This window comes from Paenibacillus sp. GP183, assembly GCF_900104695.1.
Classification (GTDB): domain Bacteria; phylum Bacillota; class Bacilli; order Paenibacillales; family NBRC-103111; genus Paenibacillus_AI.
Genome location: NZ_FNSW01000001.1, coordinates 1,570,436 through 1,589,276, shown reverse-complemented (window position 1 = coordinate 1,589,276; position 18,841 = coordinate 1,570,436). Strand labels below are relative to the sequence as shown.

15 protein-coding genes are annotated in these 18,841 nt (G+C 45.6%); 9 read left to right on the top strand and 6 right to left on the bottom strand.

The window, feature by feature from the left end:
• Positions 1-170 precede the first annotated feature (170 nt).
• Both BLV33_RS07955 and BLV33_RS07950 read left to right on the top strand, forming a co-directional pair.
• Complete coding sequence (locus tag BLV33_RS07955; RefSeq protein ID WP_090789892.1) at positions 171-1,274, top strand: carbohydrate kinase; 1,104 nt, start codon at positions 171-173, stop codon at positions 1,272-1,274.
• 2 nt (positions 1,275-1,276) lie between these two features.
• Positions 1,277-2,185, top strand: coding sequence for a pseudouridine-5'-phosphate glycosidase (locus BLV33_RS07950; protein WP_090798761.1), 909 nt, complete (start codon positions 1,277-1,279; stop codon positions 2,183-2,185).
• Between the two features lie 119 nt (positions 2,186-2,304).
• Here the strand turns inward: BLV33_RS07950 and BLV33_RS07945 are convergent, their stop codons facing one another.
• The 3 genes from BLV33_RS07945 to BLV33_RS07935 all read right to left on the bottom strand — a co-directional run bounded on the left by BLV33_RS07945 (position 2,305) and on the right by BLV33_RS07935 (position 7,414).
• Entirely contained in the window at positions 2,305-4,473 is a 2,169-nt protein-coding gene (locus BLV33_RS07945; protein ID WP_090789890.1) for a 5'-nucleotidase C-terminal domain-containing protein, read from the bottom strand.
• Positions 4,474-4,767: 294 nt separating this feature from the next.
• Positions 4,768-5,181 (bottom strand): YflT domain-containing protein, encoded by a 414-nt coding sequence (locus tag BLV33_RS07940; protein WP_171909053.1) that lies wholly within the window; start codon positions 5,179-5,181, stop codon positions 4,768-4,770.
• 127 nt (positions 5,182-5,308) lie between these two features.
• Entirely contained in the window at positions 5,309-7,414 is a 2,106-nt protein-coding gene (locus tag BLV33_RS07935; RefSeq protein ID WP_090789886.1) for a sulfatase-like hydrolase/transferase, read from the bottom strand.
• 122 nt (positions 7,415-7,536) lie between these two features.
• Here BLV33_RS07935 and BLV33_RS07930 point away from each other — a divergent pair, with 122 nt between their 5' ends.
• Positions 7,537-8,439 (top strand): YitT family protein, encoded by a 903-nt coding sequence (locus tag BLV33_RS07930; protein WP_253186998.1) that lies wholly within the window; start codon positions 7,537-7,539, stop codon positions 8,437-8,439.
• Positions 8,440-8,465: 26 nt separating this feature from the next.
• Here the strand turns inward: BLV33_RS07930 and BLV33_RS07925 are convergent, their stop codons facing one another.
• Entirely contained in the window at positions 8,466-9,158 is a 693-nt protein-coding gene (locus tag BLV33_RS07925) for a LuxR C-terminal-related transcriptional regulator (RefSeq protein ID WP_090789882.1), read from the bottom strand.
• Entirely contained in the window at positions 9,124-10,542 is a 1,419-nt protein-coding gene (locus BLV33_RS07920; protein ID WP_090789880.1) for a sensor histidine kinase, read from the bottom strand. The genes BLV33_RS07925 and BLV33_RS07920 overlap by 35 nt, the downstream gene beginning before the upstream one ends.
• Positions 10,543-10,708: 166 nt before the next feature.
• Here BLV33_RS07920 and BLV33_RS07915 point away from each other — a divergent pair, with 166 nt between their 5' ends.
• The 4 genes from BLV33_RS07915 to BLV33_RS07900 all read left to right on the top strand — a co-directional run bounded on the left by BLV33_RS07915 (position 10,709) and on the right by BLV33_RS07900 (position 13,710).
• Positions 10,709-11,242, top strand: a complete 534-nt coding sequence (locus BLV33_RS07915) for a hypothetical protein (protein WP_090798758.1) — start codon at positions 10,709-10,711, stop codon at positions 11,240-11,242.
• A 141-nt stretch (positions 11,243-11,383) separates the two neighbouring features.
• On the top strand, positions 11,384-12,247 hold the full coding sequence (locus BLV33_RS07910) for an amino acid ABC transporter substrate-binding protein (RefSeq protein WP_090789878.1): 864 nt from the start codon (positions 11,384-11,386) through the stop codon (positions 12,245-12,247).
• Positions 12,248-12,267: 20 nt separating this feature from the next.
• Positions 12,268-12,936 carry an amino acid ABC transporter permease gene (locus BLV33_RS07905; protein ID WP_090789876.1) on the top strand — a complete coding sequence of 223 codons (669 nt, stop codon included), beginning with the start codon at positions 12,268-12,270 and terminating at the stop codon, positions 12,934-12,936.
• Between the two features lie 18 nt (positions 12,937-12,954).
• Positions 12,955-13,710 carry an amino acid ABC transporter ATP-binding protein gene (locus BLV33_RS07900; RefSeq protein ID WP_090789874.1) on the top strand — a complete coding sequence of 252 codons (756 nt, stop codon included), beginning with the start codon at positions 12,955-12,957 and terminating at the stop codon, positions 13,708-13,710.
• Positions 13,711-13,896: 186 nt separating this feature from the next.
• On the opposite strand, the gene BLV33_RS07895 is transcribed toward BLV33_RS07900, so the two are convergent.
• On the bottom strand, positions 13,897-15,978 hold the full coding sequence (locus tag BLV33_RS07895) for an LTA synthase family protein (protein ID WP_090789872.1): 2,082 nt from the start codon (positions 15,976-15,978) through the stop codon (positions 13,897-13,899).
• Positions 15,979-16,107: 129 nt separating this feature from the next.
• On the opposite strand from BLV33_RS07895, the gene BLV33_RS07890 reads away from it, so the two are divergent.
• Together BLV33_RS07890 and BLV33_RS07885 are read left to right on the top strand one after the other, a co-directional pair.
• Complete coding sequence (locus BLV33_RS07890; RefSeq protein ID WP_090789870.1) at positions 16,108-16,872, top strand: MerR family transcriptional regulator; 765 nt, start codon at positions 16,108-16,110, stop codon at positions 16,870-16,872.
• A 163-nt stretch (positions 16,873-17,035) separates the two neighbouring features.
• The gene (locus BLV33_RS07885; protein ID WP_090789868.1) at positions 17,036-18,838 is read left to right on the top strand and encodes a cache domain-containing sensor histidine kinase; all 1,803 of its coding nucleotides are present in this window, start codon (positions 17,036-17,038) and stop codon (positions 18,836-18,838) included.
• The last annotated feature ends 3 nt before the right edge of the window (positions 18,839-18,841 follow it).

The following is an 18,841-nucleotide window of genomic DNA, read 5'->3' as shown; positions in this document are numbered from 1 at the left end:
CCGGCAGCCAAATCGACTACGCTTGTGTAGTCATTTACGCTGTCGGTTTTTTATATCGTGAACAGCCATCCATCGATGATTCGTTGCCAATGCATGGACAAACGTCTATAATAAGGACAAGTGTTTGTTATTTCTTTAAAGTAAGATAGATTTGATAAGGTGATGATGCAGTGGATAAAGAACAAGAAATTCTCTCCTATATTAAGATGAACCCATTTATTACGCAGAATGATCTCTCTGCCAGGCTTGGATTATCCAGGTCAGCCGTAGCGGGATACATTTCCCAGCTTGTACGCAAAGGGAAAATTGTGGGCCGTGCCTATGTATTGCCGCAGGAAGCACGGATTACTTGTATCGGCGCAGCGAATGTAGACCGTAAAGCTCAAAGCATTCAGCCGGTACAGTACCACGAATCCAATCCGGCGGAGATTGTCCACTCAGGCGGCGGCGTTGCGCGAAATGTAGCGGAGAATCTTAGCCGACTCGGATGCGCGGCCTCGCTCATTACGATGGTTGGCGACGATAATGAAGGGAAATGGCTCTTGGAGGAAACGAGACGCCAGGGGGTTAATGTCAGCCAAGCTTTTGTGCTTCCCCAGAGCCAGACGGGCACTTACACGGCCATTCTGAATCCGAATGGGGAAATGGTAATTGCTGTGAATGACATGCGTATTAATGATCAGCTTACGGAGGAGATGGTTAGGTCCAGGTGGCCGCACATCGTGTCGTCAAAGCTGGTGCTGATCGATACCAACGTGCCGGAGCACATTCTTGCTTATGTGATTGAGCAATGCAAGCATGATCAGCTTTCCCTGTGCGTGAATACGGTATCCGCAGTTAAAGCCAGGAAGCTTCCTCGGGATTTGAACGGGATTGAGCTTATTTTACCAAATAGAAATGAAGCCGAGGTTTTAACGGATACTAAGATTAATTCAATATTGGATGCCCAGGAAGCTTGCAAGCAACTCATTGGCCGAGGAGTCAAACAGGTTGTGATCACGTTAGGTGAGCAGGGCCTTGTATGGGCAATCAAGGATGAAAGTGAACATTTGCTCCCGCCTAAAGTCGAGGTTGCAGATGTTACCGGTGCTGGAGATGCTCTGATGGCTGGCGTCCTTTTCGGTATCCTGCAAGGTGAATCTCTACATACCGCTTGCCGCTTGGGCATGATTTCAGCCTCGCTGACCTTGCAATCCAGAGGAACCGTTTCGAACTTGAATGCCGAGCAGCTATACAGCCTATTAACTCAACATAAATCGGAGGAATTGCTATGAGATTGGAAACATTATTGGAGTTTACAGAAGAAGTCATAGATGCCAAAAGGTCGGGCAAGCCGATTGTTGCCCTGGAGTCGACCATCATTTCACACGGCATGCCTTATCCGCAAAATGTGGAAACCGCGCGGGCCGTAGAACAAATCATTCGGGATAACGGAGCGGTTCCCGCTACGATCGGGATCATTCAGGGCAAAATCAAAATTGGCTTAACCCCGGAGGAATTGGAATTTTTTGCACAAAGCAAAGATGTAGCGAAAGTTAGCCGTCGGGATTTTGCTTATATTTTGGAAAAGAAAAAGCATGGAGCGACCACAGTAGCCGCGACGATGATCTGCGCAGAGATGGCAGGCATCCAATTTTTTGTAACCGGAGGGATCGGTGGTGTTCACCGGGAAGCGGAAATCACGATGGATGTTTCTGCAGATTTGACGGAGCTTGCCCAAACCAGTGTAGCAGTCATCTGCGCTGGCGCAAAGTCTATTCTGGATATTGCAAAAACCTTGGAATACCTCGAAACCCACGGTGTGCCTGTCATTGGGTACCAAACCGATGAATTCCCTGCGTTTTATTCACGAAGCAGCGGTCACGGGGTAGATTTTCGGTTGGATACTCCGGAACAAGTCGCTTCACTCATTCAAACCAAGTGGCAGCTTGGCCTTCATGGAGGCGTAATTATAGCTAATCCGGTGCCAGTTGAGGATGAGATCGAGGAATCTCAAATTGGCGAGGCGATTGCTAACGCACTTGGACAAGCCAAATCCATGAATATCAAGGGTAAAGATGTAACGCCGTTTCTGCTTAATAAAGTCAAAGAGCTGACTGGCGGAGCCAGCTTGACCACGAACATTGCGCTTGTCAAACATAATGCAGAGGTAGGCGCAAGAATTGCGGCAGCTTTCAAAAGGTAAGATAAGTAAAATGCACCCCTTAAAATAGATCGTCATTGAGAGGCTTTTCTCAATGTCTATTTAAGGGGTGCACCTATGTCCGGAGCATGTCTATTATATCGGTTTGCTATCCGAATAGATTATTTCTGCAAAAGATTGTAAATGATCTGCGCGCTTTCCGCACGTGTGGCGATGCCGCTCGGCTCGAAAACACCCTGCATGCGGCCACGTACTAAATCAAGCTCAGCAGCCACATTCACATATTCCTTCGCCCAAACGTTGACGTCTGACATGTCGCTGAAGTTGGCAGTTTTCGTCGACTTCGCTTTCTTGCCCGATTTGACTTCGTAAGCGCGCACCATCATCGCGGTCATCTCTTCGCGCTTGATGGATTTTTCGGGAGCGAAACGAGTGTCGGATTCGCCTTCAATGATTCCTGCTTTAATGGCGATAGCGATTTCTTTCGCAAGTGGGTCCGTGGAAGGAACGTCAGAGAACTTGATGTCCGCCGAGTCTTTCAAGCCCAGTCCGCGCACCAGCAAGGCGGTGAATTCAGCACGGGACACATTGCGGTCCGGAGCGAACTGATTGTCGGAGATGCCTTGGATTACATTTTTTGCAGCCAGGTCTTGAATGGTTTTGTACGCCCAGAAGGTCGTCGGCACGTCATTAAAATCTTTGGCTGGCGCTGCGATTTTGGTAAACCGGTTTTCTATGGAAGCGGTCACCGGTAGGTTTTTTGAGGTGAAATGGTCCTTGACATATTGGATAGTCGCATCCAGATCGACCGGACCGGCTACACGGTTGGTACCTTGCTTCAACAGCTCGTATTTGTCGCCGCCGTTGGCCATAAAGTCATTGACAGTAATGGTGTATGACGCAGTGTCCTTGATTAGAGTGCCGTCGAGTTTCTTAATCTCGCCGACCTTTTCTCCTGCTGGCTTGCTGTCGTCATAGATGTAAGTTAAGCCCGATACCTGGCCGATTCGCGGTCTTTTCGGGTCCTGTCCTTTCCACTGCTGGTTAAGCACCTCACGGAGTTGGGAGCCGGTCAAAGTCATTTTGATGAGCACATTACCGAAAGGCTGGACTTTAAACATGTCGCCATATGTGATTTTTCCGGTGGGAAGGTCGTTGCGGATGCCGCCGGAGTTCATGAAGGCAAAATCAGTCTTCATGATTTCGCGCATCCCGTCAGCGATCAGGTTGCCGAACGCGCTTTCGCCCGCTGCGCTTGTAGTGCGGGTGATTTCTTTATCAAGCGTTCCAATCGATTCAGTCAATTTAGGAGTAGCTGTTACCAAATCTTTGAGCATCTTTTCCGTTTCCGCATCTGGGGTCACGCCGTTGTGGTTGGTGCTTACAATTACACCTTTTTTACTGACCACCTTATCCGTTGCCGGATCGATCTCAAGATCGACATCGGAGAACGCTGTGCCGTACGAATAGGCCTCAACGATGAGCTTGCCGTTCACATTGACGCTTAACTGTCCATGGTTGTGCCCGGCAAATATGACATCGACGCCGTCGCCCAGCTTTTTCGCCAGGTCAATGACTTCGCCGTTTGCATCTGTTTCGTTCGTGCCGAAGCCGGGGTCGTGCGCAAGCAGGACGATGGTGTTTACGCCTTGCTTTTTCATTTCGGCGACAGCTTTATTGACCGCTTCAGCCTGATCTATGAACTTGTAGCCCTGGATTCCGCTCGGGTTCACGATATTCGGTGTTTCCATAGTGACGACGCCGGTGAAACCGATTTTCACGCCACCCACTTGTTTAATGGTGTAAGCTGGGAAAATGGGCTCATTCGTTTTTTCATCCACAACATTGGCGATGACATATTTGAAATCTGTGCTTACACCAGCGTAATTTTTCCCAGTGATCGGATTGATTCCGCCATAGACCAAACGCTTCGCTTCAGCGACGCCATGATCGAATTCATGGTTGCCGAGCGTACCTACGGAAAACCCAAGCTTGTTCATCAAGTCCATCGTCGGCTCGTCCTGGGAAAGGGCCGATAGCGGTGCACTGGCGCCGACCGCGTCACCTGCATGGATCAGCAGTGTGTTCGGGTTGGTCTTTTTGCGTTCATTTAAGTAAGCTACGAGATAGCTGGCACCTCCCCGTTGGTCGACTACTTTCCCGTTTGCGTCTTTCACATCGGATACCGTATCCAATTGCCCATGGAAGTCGTTGATGCCCAGAAGCTGTACTTTCACTGTGGAAGCAGGTGTGTCTGCAGCCATTACAGCTGGAGTGACGATCGAACCCAATAACGCCAAACCGAGTGCTACGTGTAAAATTTTCTTCATTTGATTACTCCTTTCAAATTATGGGACAAGTGCTGAATATGTAACTCTTCCATTTTAAGGGGCAATTGTTACAGGTATGTTAATAGAATGTTAAGTTTTATTAATATCGGTTTACTATCTATATGACCCTGTAGGCAATCGAACGCGAATGGAACGTTTGCAAGAGAGCAACGATGAGGATCATGGAGTGCAAGATAATCATAATAAGAAAAACATGGATTCAAAAACACACAAAAAAAGGGCTGCAACTTCAAGCAGAATTCTGCTTGAAGTTGCAGCCCCTTGCTCATTTTCTTAAAGAAGTGGGACGGAGTCGTACGGCCTCATATATTCAATGTTGTCATCATATTTATCCCCATCATACGCTGTGCCGCTCCAGGCCAGTATAACAATTTTGCCATAATCCATTTCTTTCTCCAAGCGGTCGGCATGCTCCTTGGATACGCCCATCGCGGTCAGCTTGGCCCGCAGACCATCTCCTGTGGATCGGAACAGGTTTGCGATTGCTGTCAGGACGCCTTCCTCCGCTACACCTATTTTATTGGTATCCGTTTGATCCGCGACATCCTCGGTTCTAGATTTATCATGGCTTAGCACGAATATATTTTCTTTCGGATATCCATCTTGCTGAAGCCTCATTATGGTATTACGCGCTTCAAGAATATTATTGACTGTGTGTACGATTGTCCGTTTGTTATCATTGTTCATGATGATTCCTCCTCAGAATTTGATAAAATCCGGTACATGTATTTCTTAACCTGCTGAACTAGTTTTGAAACATACAAAAGAAGCCATTCCGCAGCCAAAGGGCTTGGGAACAGCTTTCTTTTAAGGCTTAATGAGTGCCAGAATCCAGTGGCCATGTGTTGGATTTGCCGATGACGGTTTCTTTAGAGTCAATAACTTTGATTTGAATCTCCAAGGTGCCTGCTTGCAGCAGACTGCTATCAACTTTGGCCGTTAAGGTATTATCACTGATATAGGTGGTTGGGAGGTTCTTACCGTTCACTGTAACCACGCCCAACGGAGGGAAATTCGTACCTTGCACGGTCAGATTCATTTCGGTTTTTCCGGAAATTTCTGCCGTATTGGAACTGACCTTATTGATCTGCATCGGTCCAAATCCAAGCTGGTACTCTTTGCTGATGATGGGCTCGGTATAACTCTGATAGGACACTTGATGTCCGAATAAGATGTCTTTTTGCAAAATCTCGTAGTTTTTCAAATCCTCTTCTTTGATGTTCAAACGCTCATAATAATTACTAGGCGGTATAACAGGAATTTTTTGATAAAGGTTGTATAAAAAATCCGTATAAGAACTGCCCTGGAGCTTTGCTTGCTTCAGCACGTACGGTCCGAGGAATGAGGGGCTCATATCCAGGTTGTCTTTCTTGGCAGGCAGATAGTTATTCCATACAACCAAGGGTACGCGGTACATTTTATTTAGAAAATCAGGATCATTTTTTCCGTCCAGATACTTGGCTTCAATAAAGCCTTGATAATCATCCCCCAGATAAGGAAGATGGTCTCCAAAAAACACAACGATGGTAGGCTCTTTCTTCTTCTCAAAATGCTCGACGATCGTTTGCAGCATCTTATCGGAAGCGTTGATCCCTTGGGCCAAGGTTTCCAGCATCCCTCTGGCGGATTCGGTCATGTCACCCTTGATCTTGAAGGTGTTTTCCTTGAATTTACCGGGATAAAAGTGGAAATGATTTTCCATCGTGTTGGTGAAAATGAAGTCAGGCCCCGGTGTAGCATCACTTTTGGCGATGACATTATCGGCCACTTCACTATCAGCGATGTAAGGGCCTTCATAGTGCGGCTTGAAATATTCAATAGGAATAAAGGAAGAGAAGCCAAAATTTTGATACACGGTCTTGCTGTTAAAGAACCAGCTGTAGAACGGGTTGATCGCGGTGGACGTGTAGCCCTGTCTGGCAAGTATGCTCGCCAGGGAATCTATACCATGATCGATGTATTGGTTATATGGAATAGAACCTTGCGGCAGGAAACGCATGGAGTTGCCGGTCAGGACTTCGAACTCCACGTTTGCGGTGCCACCTCCAAACTGTGGAGACAGCATGGTGCCGCTGGAATAGTTTTGCTGCAATTTGTGGAAGAATGGGATCGGATCCTGGCTGAATTGAGTACCTTTGATTAGGGTAGGATCCCAGAATGCTTCACTCAAGATAATCACGATGTTGGGCTTGATTGCCGTTTCTTCCGGTTTTATGGATGGAGAAATGGTAGTTATGATGGCCGAGACGTCTTGATCGGTAAAACCGCTCGCCTGATTTGTAAACATAATTGCGGTATTCATCATCGTGGTTAAGGCAAATCCGTTGGTGTGCACATTTTGTGATTGATTCCAGGGCTGAGCATGGATACCGGTCCAATTTCGCAATTGCAGAGGCCGATCGGTGTATAGAGCAATCAAGAGAAGTATGGAAACCGCAGCTGTGATTCCCCGTTCCTTCCAGGAAAAACTGGTTTTGAATGTAAATGTGCGATAGAGAAGTACATAGCTGATTGCAATAAATAGAACAATTCCTGAAATGATTCTTATGCTTAAAATATTGTTGAGATATTTAAGCATATCCTGAGTTTCTCCGCTTAATACGAAGTCCCAAGGCAGTAGAGGAACGCCGAGCATTTTCAACTTAATTCCGCTGATCAAGGAGAGAAGGATGAGTATTGCCGACAAGCTCCAAAAAGCAATTCGGGTTCTGCCAATCAGGGCTGTAAACAAAAGCAAGAGGATATATACGAGCAGAACATTTCCGGTAAATTCGAAACTATGCTGAAATATCCAGGTGAAGGATTCTCCAAAGTGCCCTCGACTGAGAAGCTCCATCACCCCTACAGGTATTATCGCAAATAACAGGATTGGAAGTCTGAGTCTCGTCAGTTCCCATATCCGCTTTCCATAGAGCTTCATGCAATCTCCCCTATATGTAAACATTTTGTAAAGACATAGTTATTATATCATGTGAATCAGCATTATATAAGTATTTTTATGGTAATATTGAAGTTAGAATGCAGCAAAAGGAGAGTGAGACATTGACCCCGGAAGAGCAGATTAAGCAGCTTAGCTCCTCAGTTCACCAGCACAGAAGATTAACGAGAACCGCCTTTTGGAGCCGATCTGTATTCTTATTCCTTGGAGCCGCCTTTGTTTCAGTAGGACTCGAGATCTTCTTGGTTCCGAACCGGATCATTGATGGAGGCATCGTCGGGATATCGATTATGGCTTCCTATCTAAGCCATATACCTATAGGAATATTTCTATTTGTGCTCAACCTGCCTTTTCTGTATATCGGATATAAAATGATCGGGAAAACGTTCGCAATATCCACGTTATACGGGATTGCCATCATGTCCATTGGCACGAGTTTGCTGCATCCGGTTGCACCTTTGACGATCGACCCGCTGCTTGCCTCCGTATTCGGCGGAATTATTTTGGGAATCGGCGTTGGCCTGGTCATCCGCTTTGGCGGTTCGCTCGACGGCACAGAAATTATTGCCATTCTATTTAATAAAAGAACGCCTTTCTCTGTAGGTGAAGTGGTCATGTTCTTCAATCTGTTTATCCTGGGCAGTGCCGGATTCGTCTTTACTTGGGATAGAGCGATGTATTCCTTAATTGCCTACTACATAGCTTTCAAAATGATTGACATTACGATAGAAGGCTTCGACGAATCCAAATCCGTCTGGATCATCAGCGATAAATTTCAGGAGATCGGCGATGCTTTGATGGATCGATTGGGTAGAGGTGTGACTTATTTAAAAGGAGAGGGCGGATTCACCGGAGAGGATAAGAAGGTGATTTTCGTCGTCATTACCAGGCTGGAGGAAGCGAAGCTCAAAGCAATCGTTGATGATATTGACATTAATGCCTTCATGGCTGTCGGCAATATCCATGATGTCAAAGGCGGCCGTTTCAAAAAGAAGGACATCCACTAACATAAACAAAAGCGTTCCAAGGGCAATCAGATATCCTTATCGCCTTTGGAACGCTTTTGTTCAAACAAACCAAGCTCTCGCACCTTTTGCGCAGCTTCCTTGCTGCTGGAGCTGCCCAGCTTCTTCAGAATATGGCCGACATGAATTTTCACAGTGCGCAGTGAGATGAAAAATCTCCCGGCAATTTCCGTTTGCGTATGGCCTTGGTCAATCATCTCGAGCACCTGCAGCTCTGTCGGAGTGATCAGGTCACTCATTTCTTTGACCTTGAATTGCTGCTCCAGCCGCTTAAGCCTGCGAAATTCTTCGCGGAGCTTCTCGGCAACGGCAGCATTGATCGGAGCGCTGCGCTGATGTGCCGATCTAATTACGGTCGGCAGCTGTTCGAAGTTCGATTTGATCTGATAATCGATGGCGCCTGCCTGGAAGGAACGAAAGATCAAATCCTTCTCCTCCATGGAGGTCAGCATAATGACCTTGATCCCCCAAGCTTCAACCGCTTCTTCCGCCAATTGAATGCCTGCCGGTTCGTCCTCAAGCATAATATCGAGCAAGGCCACATCTGCTCCAAAGTCCGGTCCGCTTAGAATGGAGCGTGCTTCTTCGGCTGTTGCTGCCGTTGCGATAATCTGTAAATCCGGCTGCCGGTTCAAATAAGCGGTCAGCCCTCGCAGCCAGTCGCGATCATCCTCGACGATGAACAGTTTGATTGGATCCATAAAGTTCCTCCGCTCTTGATTCAATCGGGATCAGACGGTTCGCCGGAAAGGAAAGAAATACGCTCGTTCCCCTTCCTTTTTCGCTTCGCAGCTCCAGTGAGCCGCCGTGCTTTTTCATCACATTATAACAATACACGAGTCCGAGTCCAAAGTTATGGCGGCTGCCGCTTTTTGTCGTATAAAAGGGCTCGAGCACCTGCTTCAACTCGTTTTTTTCCATGCCAATTCCAGTATCCTTCACTTCGAGCACAACATTCTTTTTGGTGATGAAAGCTTTGATCTCCAGTACGCCGCCCATCGGCATAGCGTCAACGGCGTTATTCACCACATTGGTAACTGTTTCCGTCACCTGCGCTTCGTCACAACTAAACACAATTCCTTCCGGTATGTTCATCTCGACCTGGATCGATCCCATTAAAGGCTTCATCGAAGCGATAATATCGCGAATCATGTCATCCAATGATAATGCTGATAGCTTAAGAGGTATTTCTTGGGTCTGCTCATGAACTCTTCCAATCATTTCTTGAATGTGCTCAGAAGCTTTCATAATCACTTGCAGGTCTTCCAGCAGCTCCGGCTGATTGGTTTCTTCAGCATAGTGACGCATTTTTTCGCTGAACAGGCGCATTTTGCCCACGTCATTTTTGATTGCATGATTCAAGATGGCAGTTCCGGAAGTGATTGCGCGTAACGTGGAATCGAGCTTTCGACGCTCCAATAGAAGCCTGATGCCGAATAGCCCGTATTTAAATAGGGTGAATATGAAGAAAGGGACCGTAATCGATAAACTCCAAGCATTATATACCCACATCCGGTAAAAGCCGAAAGTAGGCAGCAGGTAGTTTAGGACAGCAAAGCAGAGTAAAGAAGGGATTAGTGCCAGACAGGTGAATAAATGAGTGCGCTGCATGGCCGGGAGTGTTTCCTTTTTTAACGCGAGGAGTAAAGAGCCTGCAATGATATAAGGAACCGCCCAAAGGGAGACGATAGGGAAGTCTATGGGGCTGCTGACCGTATACCCTGGCGTGAAGAGGATGCATGCAATCGGCGGCAGCAGCAGCAAATAAGGCACCCACTTGCCGACTCGAGATTGCCGCAGCACAGGGTGATAATGAAGGGACAGCATGAGATAGGAATAAGGAAGCCCGTAATAGGAAGTTAGGGAGCATAGAGCTTGTATGTTGAAGAGCAAGGATAGCGTTGATTCGCTGACGATGGAAGCCTGCCGAAGATGTGGAAGCAGATTATCATCAAAGACAGCAGCCAATGCGCCAAGACCGCCGGTAAAAGCAACAGCGCTGATCCAGCGAATCGTCGCGGAACGCGGGTCTAGCAGCAGGAGAAGAATGGCGATCAGCCATAAGGCAATTAACACAAACAGCATGTCGGACACCCTCGCAATTCCAATGTTTCTTCTATTGTGGCATGATGAAGATCATAGCACAAGATACTTTTGCTTGGAAGGAGTTGGAACACCGAATGGATATTTATGAATTATGCAATTGGGGTAAATAATTAGATCAAGGGAGGCGGATAGGCAGACCATGACCATGTTTGATCCAACTATTTTCGATAATTTAAAGGTAGCTTTTGAAAATCAGCTATATGACCTCGACAATCTTACAGAGCAAATCCAAATCACCCATCGAACCGATCGGATGGAAATGTCCGTTATGTCCCGAGAGTTTTCCCTACAGTTCCAGCTTAATGACCACCAGAAGATAACTGGGGAGATTCGACTTGAAGCTTCGCTCAGAGACTTAGCGGCAGAAATTCTTGAGCTTTCGGGCGAGATACCAGCATGTACGCTGCGATTATTTTTCTACATGCCTGTTGAGAACGTGTCCAACCAGTGTGAACAAATAGAAGCTATAATTCAAGACATATGGCAGCCCGAGCTGCCTCCTATCCAAAATTTAAGCTTTGTTTATGGTCAGGAGCCTGTTATCTACATGAACAAGATTGAGCTTCGGTTTCACCGCAAAATTAACGAGGAGCAGATGGGCGACATCCCCACGATCATCGATCATGCGTTACGGACCCTTACCGATCTTCATAAGATGGAAAGTCACCCCTACAAATAATACACTGACTAATTAGTGTTATAATCCCTAGTTAATAAGTCGGAATAACTATTGACGAGCTAAAGTAAGAAGTGGTAGAATCAAAATTACGTTTTAAGGTAATCCATACAGCGTAAAAGAGCACAGATGGGGGAACAAAAAATGAAAAAATTATCATGGTTTACAATGGCGGCACTTCTGGTGACCGTGGCGATTATTTTTACAGCGTGTGGAAGCAGACCAAATGCATCAGATTCGACTAAAGCAGCTCCAACAGTTTCACCAGCAGCTACTCCAACAGCTACTTCGGCTGCGGCAGCTAAGAACTTGCTGGAAACAATTAAAGCTAACGGCAAAATTCGCGTAGGAACAGAAGGAACGTATGCACCGTTCACTTTCCACGATAAAGACGGGAAACTTACAGGCTTCGATGTGGAAATCGCGCAAGAAATTTCCAAGCGTCTCGGCGTACAGCCGGAATTTATTGAAACCAAGTGGGATGGCATGTTTGCCGGACTTGATGCGAAACGATTCGATGTTGTTGTCAACGAAGTCAGTATTAAAGAAGATCGGAAAGTGAAGTATGATTTCTCCGACCCTTACATTGTTTCAAAAGCAGTGTTAATCGTGAATGAAGATAATCAGGATATTAAAAAACTGGCGGATCTCAAAGGTAAGAAAGCAGGTCAATCCCTAACTAGTAATTTGACTGAAATCGCCAAATCCAACGGTGCGACCATTGTGCAAACCGATGGTTTTAATCAAGCGATTGATTTGCTTCTCTCCAAACGGATCGATGCAACGGTCAATGACGGACTTTCGTTCCTGGATTTCAAAAAGCAAAAACCGGATGCAAAGATCAAGATTGTCGATGAAGTGAAGGATGCTACACCAAGCGCTGTCTTGATTAACAAGAACAATAAGGAATTGGTGGATGCCATCAATAAGGCATTAACCGATATGAAGACAGACGGAACTTACTTGAAAATCTCACAAAAATACTTCGGTGCAGACGTATCGAAATAAGTATGATAAGGGAAACTTCTATGAGCGATAGAACAATTCAAATCTTACTTGACTCTTTTCTACCCCTGCTCAAGGCAGGGGTAGCTTTTACGATTCCGCTTACTTTGCTCTCTTTCGTGTTTGGGTTTGCGCTGGCATTTCTAACAGCACTCGCTCGGATTTCGAACTTGAGGGTCCTTGATGCTATTGCCAGATTCTATGTCTGGATCATTCGGGGTACACCACTTTTGGTGCAGTTATTTATAATCTTTTATGGGCTGCCGAGCGTTGGCATTATCATTGATGCTTTTCCGGCTGCTGTGATCGGATTTTCCATCAGTGTAGGTGCCTACAATTCGGAAATTATTCGCGCGGCGATACTTTCCATAAGCAAAGGTCAATGGGAGGCCGCCTCTTCCATTGGGATGACGCGCTCACAGGCGCTTCGCCGTATTATCTTGCCGCAGGCTGCTCGAGTTTCCGTACCTCCATTGGGCAATTCTTTTATTAGTTTATTAAAGGACACTTCCCTTGCGGCGACCATAACAATGACGGAGATGTTCCAAAAAGCACAGCAAATCACAGCAACTACTTACGAGCCATTGATGCTCTACAGTGAAGCTGCAATCATCTATTTGATATTCAGCACAGTGTTATCCACACTGCAGAGTCGATTGGAAAAGCGGTTTGGACGATATGTCGCAAGGTAACGGATAAAGGAGAACCGAATGATTGAAATTGCAAATTTGAAAATTAGCTTTGGGACTCATGAAGTCATTCGAGGCATTGATCTTACGATTGAAAAAGGTCAAGTCATGGTCATCATTGGCCCTTCAGGTTCAGGGAAAACGACCCTGCTGCGGAGTATCAATTTGCTGGAGACCCCAACGGAGGGAACACTTAGCATCGGAAGTTCCCGGATTTCATTCAATCGCGATACCAAACCGAATCCTGCGGAAGTACTTGCGCTTCGCAGACAAACCGGCATGGTGTTTCAGTCCTATAACCTTTTTCCGCATATGACTGCGCTGCAGAATGTCATGGAGGCGCAGGTCATTGTGCAAAAAAGGTCAAAGGAAGAGGCGCATAACCGATCGATGGAGCTTTTGAGGAAGGTTGGCCTTGAAGAAAAGGCGAATTCATATCCCCATGAGCTTTCCGGAGGACAGCAGCAGCGGGTAGGCATTGCCCGGGCGATGGGGATCGATCCTGCGCTGCTTCTGTTTGATGAACCAACATCGGCGTTAGACCCGGAGTTAGTCGGGGAAGTTCTGAAGGTTATCAAGCAATTAGCGAACGAAGGAATGACGATGGCTATCGTGACACACGAAATGAAATTTGCGCGTAATGTAGCAGATCAGGTCGTCTTTATGGACAATGGAGTGATCGTTGAGCAAGGGCCGCCGGAGCAAGTGATTGAGCAGCCGAGACATGAACGAACCCGACTGTTTTTATCACGATTGAATGATTCAGATGTGGGGTAGAATGACATTTATAAGATAGGAATAAGAACTTAGCTTACCTGTTTCCCGTGATCAAGGGGGGCAGGTTTTTTTTTAAGTTGATCAGAAGTATAAGTTTTTCTAAACTTATCTTGCTTCGCATCAACCTTGATAAACGCGCTCGTCATTAGGACGGCGCAGCCGTTTATCCTTGTCTGGCCGCCGCATTCACTCCAAAATCCAAACATTCGACTGGCCGATCAAAGCTTTTTTGTCGTCATATTGCCTGACTTCCAGACGATGCTGTCTGCCTGTTCCCAGTTTCAGATCCTTCGTTAATGAGGCGGAAAGAGTTGTTTCATCCCGATAACTCGTGGATAGTTGTGTACCGTCCAAATAAATCGTGGATTGCGGAAAAAATCGTTTACCTTTAATCGTGATCTGATTCGAGTCTTGACTCACTTCGCCAATCTGAGGGTTTCCGTAGCCGAGCGTGAAAGTTGGATCTATAATGCTGTTTTTAAAGCCTTTAGCTTCATAGGCATAGCGATTGCCGAGCATAATGTCGTACTCCAGCTTGCGGTAGGTTTCCAGATCCTTCGCCTGTATACCCGCTTTCTGCCAATACTCCGGCGGCGGTATCACGGGGAATTTTTTGTACAGCTCATACAAATAATCGGTATAGTAGCTTCCTTGAATCCCAGCCATATGCAGCAAATACGGTCCCAGGTAGGCAGGACTGAGATGAAGCTCCTCTTTGCCCGCAGGTAAATAATTGTTCCAAATCACAAATGGGGTATTGTGCGTTTTGGTCAAGAAATCCGGGTCGTCCGGGAGCAAATATTGGGCGTCGCGGTAAACCATATAGTCTTTTTCCAGATAAGGAAGATGATCGCCAAAAAACAAAATGATCGTCGGATCGCCTTTTTTGGTATAGAAATCGACCAATTGTTGCAAGGACTTATCTGCGTCGGAGATACCGTGAGCATAGGATTCCAGCATGCCTTTGGACAGTGCTGAAATATCGCCTGTTACTTTAATCTCATTGCTGTTGAATTTGTTTGGAATGAAAGGCGCGTGATTCTCCATCGTACTGGCGAAAATAAAATCAGGGCCGCTGCTTTTCTCGGTTTCTTCTATAATCTTGTTCGCAACCGAGCGGTCGGCATAATTAGGCCCTTCAAAATCATTCGGGAAAAATTCACTGCTGATATAGTGTGAAAATCCAAAATGCTTATACACCTTGCGGCTGTCAAAAAACCAATTGAAAAAAGGATCGATGGCTGTGCTTGTGTATCCTTTTCGGGACATGATGCTGGCGAGAGAATCCACACCGTGATTCATGTAAGTGAGATACGGTATCACATGATCCGGTCCCAAAGGAAGCAGGCGCATGGAATTGCCGGACAATACTTCAAACTCGACATTGGCAGTCGTTCCTCCGAATTGGGGAGACAGCATCGTGCCGCTTGTGTAGGTTTTTTGCAGACTGTGAAGGAATGGAATAGGATCTTTGCTAAAGCTGACATGGGTCATCACGGTCGGATCCCAAAAGGCTTCACTGAGCATCACGATGATATTAGGGTGGGCCGTGTCTGATTGTTTGCTGGATGGAATGTTTTTGATCGTCGCCAATATATCCTGCTTGCTATAGCCTTTGGGTTGGTCAGTCTTTAAGAAATGAGTCATCATCACCGATGAGAGCACAAAGCCGTTGTCATCATAGGTGAGTGTTTGATCCCAAGGTATCGTATCTATATGATAAAAGCTTTTGAGATCAATGGGTTTATCTATGAAAATAGTAATTAGCAGCAGGATAGAAATCGCAGCGTATGCTGCACGTTCTTTCCAAGAGAGCTTGAATATTGAAGTGTTGCGTTTCCGGACAGCCCGATGCAGCAGCGTAAAGAAAATAATCGTAAAAAGCAGGATGCTCGCTATAATGGGAAATGTGAGGTATGCGCTTAGATATGAGCTCAATTTTACATCTTCGTTGTGAAAATACACATCCCATGGGAATAGCGGCGCACCCAATGCTTTAAGCTTGCTTCCGCTTAGTCCGGCAATGACGAATAATAGAGCGCTTAGCAGCCAGAATGATAATCTGCCCATTCCTGTCAAGGAGAGCAAAAGCAAAAAGAGACCTAAGACGATTAAATAGGCAAGAAAAAGGGAAGGGGTATGGCTGAATCCCCAATTGAGAATTTCACGGAAGCTTCCACGGTTCAAATATTCAGTAATGCCCAAGATAGCGAAAGGAAGCAGCACTATCCAGATCCGCAAAACGATGCGTTTAGTAAGGGTATACATAAAATGGAAATCTCCTGTTCATTAGACTCATGCCATTATATCACAATTCATTTGGAATATTGATTAAATATATGATTGACATTAACGTTACGTAAAGGTGTACAGTTAGATTGTCAGGAGGTAAAGTTTATGGAATATACAGTGCAAAAGCTGGGCAGGCTCGCTGGAATCAGCACCAGGACGCTGCGGTATTATGATGAAATTGACATTCTTAAGCCGGCAAAAATCAATTCATCAGGTTACCGGATATACGGTCAAGCGGAAGTTGACAGGTTACAGCAGATCCTGTTCTACAGAGAGTTGGGTATCAGTTTGGAAAGCATCAAGGACATCGTGACTGCCCCTTCCTTTAACGGAGCTAGTGCACTTAGAGACCATAGGGAAAAACTCCTCGACAAGAGAAACCAATTGGATGTATTGATTGCAAATGTGGATAAAACGATTGCTTTAACAGAAGGGAGAATAACCATGACCGATCAAGAAAAGTTCGAAGGCTTTAAGCAAACCATGATTGATGACAATGAGAAGAAGTACGGCAAGGAAATTCGCGAAAAGTATGGCGATGATATGGTTAACCAGTCCAATGCAAAATTGAAAAACATGACAAAAGAACAGCATGAAGAAGTAACGCGGCTGGGCAATGAAGTCATAGCCACATTAGCTGAAGCTTATAAAAACGGCGATCCAGCAAGCCCTATCGCGCAAAAAGCCGCTGATTTGCATAAGCAATGGCTGTCCTTTTACTGGAGCGAATACAGTAAGGAAGCTCATGCCGGCCTGGCCCAAATGTACGTGGACGACGAAAGATTCAAAGCGTACTACGATGATAAACAGCCGGGCTCTGCCGAGTTCTTGAGAGATGCTGTCCGCATTTACACAGGCGTAAAGGATTGACTATTTGTTTAAATTGAATAAGCTGCCAGAATGAAAAGAGGAAGAGGATGTACCGCGGTCAATTGACCAGGTGCATCCTTTTTTTTAATTTTCTTTGCGTCATAGATGGAGTCGGTTATAGAATAGAAAGGTTGATATATAACCTAATAAGGAGATTCTCACTATGCCTTTTCCGAATTGGCTCAATCCGAACAATTGGTTTAATAACTGGTTGATTCGTTATAAGATTATTTTGGTCTATGTACCGCTCATTTTTGTGCCTTTGTTTATTCTGGGTTTATCTTCGAATCGCATTTATTTGGATGCAGTTGTTCAAAAAACGATTAAGAACGTATCGGATAACTCCTCTCTTATCATCACACGCATCAGCGGGATGCTGACCAACGTGGAAAGCTGCGCAAATATGCTGACGATTAACTTGAATAAGGTCATTGTAGAAGATCGGCAGACGCCGGTATCACCGCTCGAAGTCGATCTGCAGCTCTATACGCAGATTACGAATCAGCTCAGCTTTGCCCTGCTTGTGTTCCCGGATGTAAAATCTGCCGCTTTTATCGATACGAGCAATCGGGTGTACGGATCTAATTTGGCCATGGAAGTGAATGCGGATTTAGCTGTGAATAGTGAGGTGTTGAGGCAAATAGATGCATCAACCGGCAACAACGTCTGGTTTCCCATGCAAAGGCGAAGCTATTTAACGCTTGATCCCAAAGATCCCGTACTTACCTTGGGTAAAAAGGTAGTAAATATCAACACAGGACAGAAGCTGGGGATTGTGATTCTCAATATAAAAGAGAGTGCACTCTCCACGATTTATCAAAAAATCGGATCTATTCAAACCGGCAGTTATTTCATAGCTGACGAGCAAGGAGTCATGATTTCAGCGCAAAATTCTCAGGATGTGCTTACAGAAATTCAGGATCCCATGCTGAAAGATTGGGTGCTGACGGAAAATGTCGCTTCCGATATCAAATCATTTCAAGACGGGAAGAAGCTTGTAGTGAGCTCGCAAGTGCCCAATTTCGGTTGGAAGCTGATATCCATGGCACCTTTTGATGCATTAACTGCGGATACTCGCAAAATCACAATGTTGATCAGCTTGATTGGACTTGTTTGTTTAATCTTTGCCGTACTTGGAGCAGGAATACTCTCTCAGGTAATTGCCAAGCCTATCATTGAACTTACCAAGCATATGAAGCGTGTGAAGGAAGGCAATCTGGATATGGAATTAGAGATTCGTTCTGGCGATGAAATCGGGATGCTGGCTTCCGGCTTCAATACGATGATCCGCAGGATTCAGGAGCTTCTGGTCAATATCAATCTGGAGCAAAGGAAGAAACGCGAATACGAGCTGGCGCTCATTCAAGCCCAGATAAAACCCCATTTTCTATACAACACGCTTGATGTGATATATACTTTATCCGAGCTGGGCAGGGCAAGGGATGTGCAGCGGACAACGAAAGCACTTGCCGATTTTTATCGGGTTGCCCTAAGTAAGGGAAAAGAGACCATCTCCTTGAAGGATGAGGTTCTTAATGTTAAAGATTACTTATCCATTCAGCGTATCCGTTACTCGGATGTTTTTGACTTTGAGATTGATATTGAAAATGAGATTCTGCCTTGCACGATATTAAAGTTGACCATTCAGCCGCTCGTGGAAAATGCGATTTATCATGGTTTAAAAAAAAAGGGCAGCTTTGGGCACCTGAAGATAAGCGGTAAAAGAGAAGAGAGAAAAATGATATTGAAAGTGATCGATGATGGAGTTGGGATGTCTTTGGAACGACAGAAAGCAGTCATGTTTGGAAAGGACGAGAATGAAGAGCCTGTAGGGTATGGTCTGCGCAATGTGCATGAGAGAATCAAGCTTTATTTTGGCGAAGAGTATGGACTTCATATTGACAGCGAGCCGGGTCAAGGCACTCAAGTGACTCTGCAGTTACCCTTTGAAAGAGAGGAAAGTTAGTTT

Coding starts and splice junctions, on each gene's coding strand:
- BLV33_RS07945 (WP_090789890.1), bottom strand. CDS start 4,473: ATGAAGAAAATTTTACACGTAGCACTCGGTTTGGCGTTATTGGGTTCG.
- BLV33_RS07940 (WP_171909053.1), bottom strand. CDS start 5,181: ATGAACAATGATAACAAACGGACAATCGTACACACAGTCAATAATATT.
- BLV33_RS07935 (WP_090789886.1), bottom strand. CDS start 7,414: ATGAAGCTCTATGGAAAGCGGATATGGGAACTGACGAGACTCAGACTT.
- BLV33_RS07925 (WP_090789882.1), bottom strand. CDS start 9,158: ATGGATCCAATCAAACTGTTCATCGTCGAGGATGATCGCGACTGGCTG.
- BLV33_RS07920 (WP_090789880.1), bottom strand. CDS start 10,542: ATGCTGTTTGTGTTAATTGCCTTATGGCTGATCGCCATTCTTCTCCTG.
- BLV33_RS07915 (WP_090798758.1), top strand. CDS start 10,709: ATGTTTGATCCAACTATTTTCGATAATTTAAAGGTAGCTTTTGAAAAT.
- BLV33_RS07910 (WP_090789878.1), top strand. CDS start 11,384: ATGAAAAAATTATCATGGTTTACAATGGCGGCACTTCTGGTGACCGTG.
- BLV33_RS07905 (WP_090789876.1), top strand. CDS start 12,268: ATGAGCGATAGAACAATTCAAATCTTACTTGACTCTTTTCTACCCCTG.
- BLV33_RS07900 (WP_090789874.1), top strand. CDS start 12,955: ATGATTGAAATTGCAAATTTGAAAATTAGCTTTGGGACTCATGAAGTC.
- BLV33_RS07895 (WP_090789872.1), bottom strand. CDS start 15,978: ATGTATACCCTTACTAAACGCATCGTTTTGCGGATCTGGATAGTGCTG.
- BLV33_RS07890 (WP_090789870.1), top strand. CDS start 16,108: ATGGAATATACAGTGCAAAAGCTGGGCAGGCTCGCTGGAATCAGCACC.
- BLV33_RS07885 (WP_090789868.1), top strand. CDS start 17,036: ATGCCTTTTCCGAATTGGCTCAATCCGAACAATTGGTTTAATAACTGG.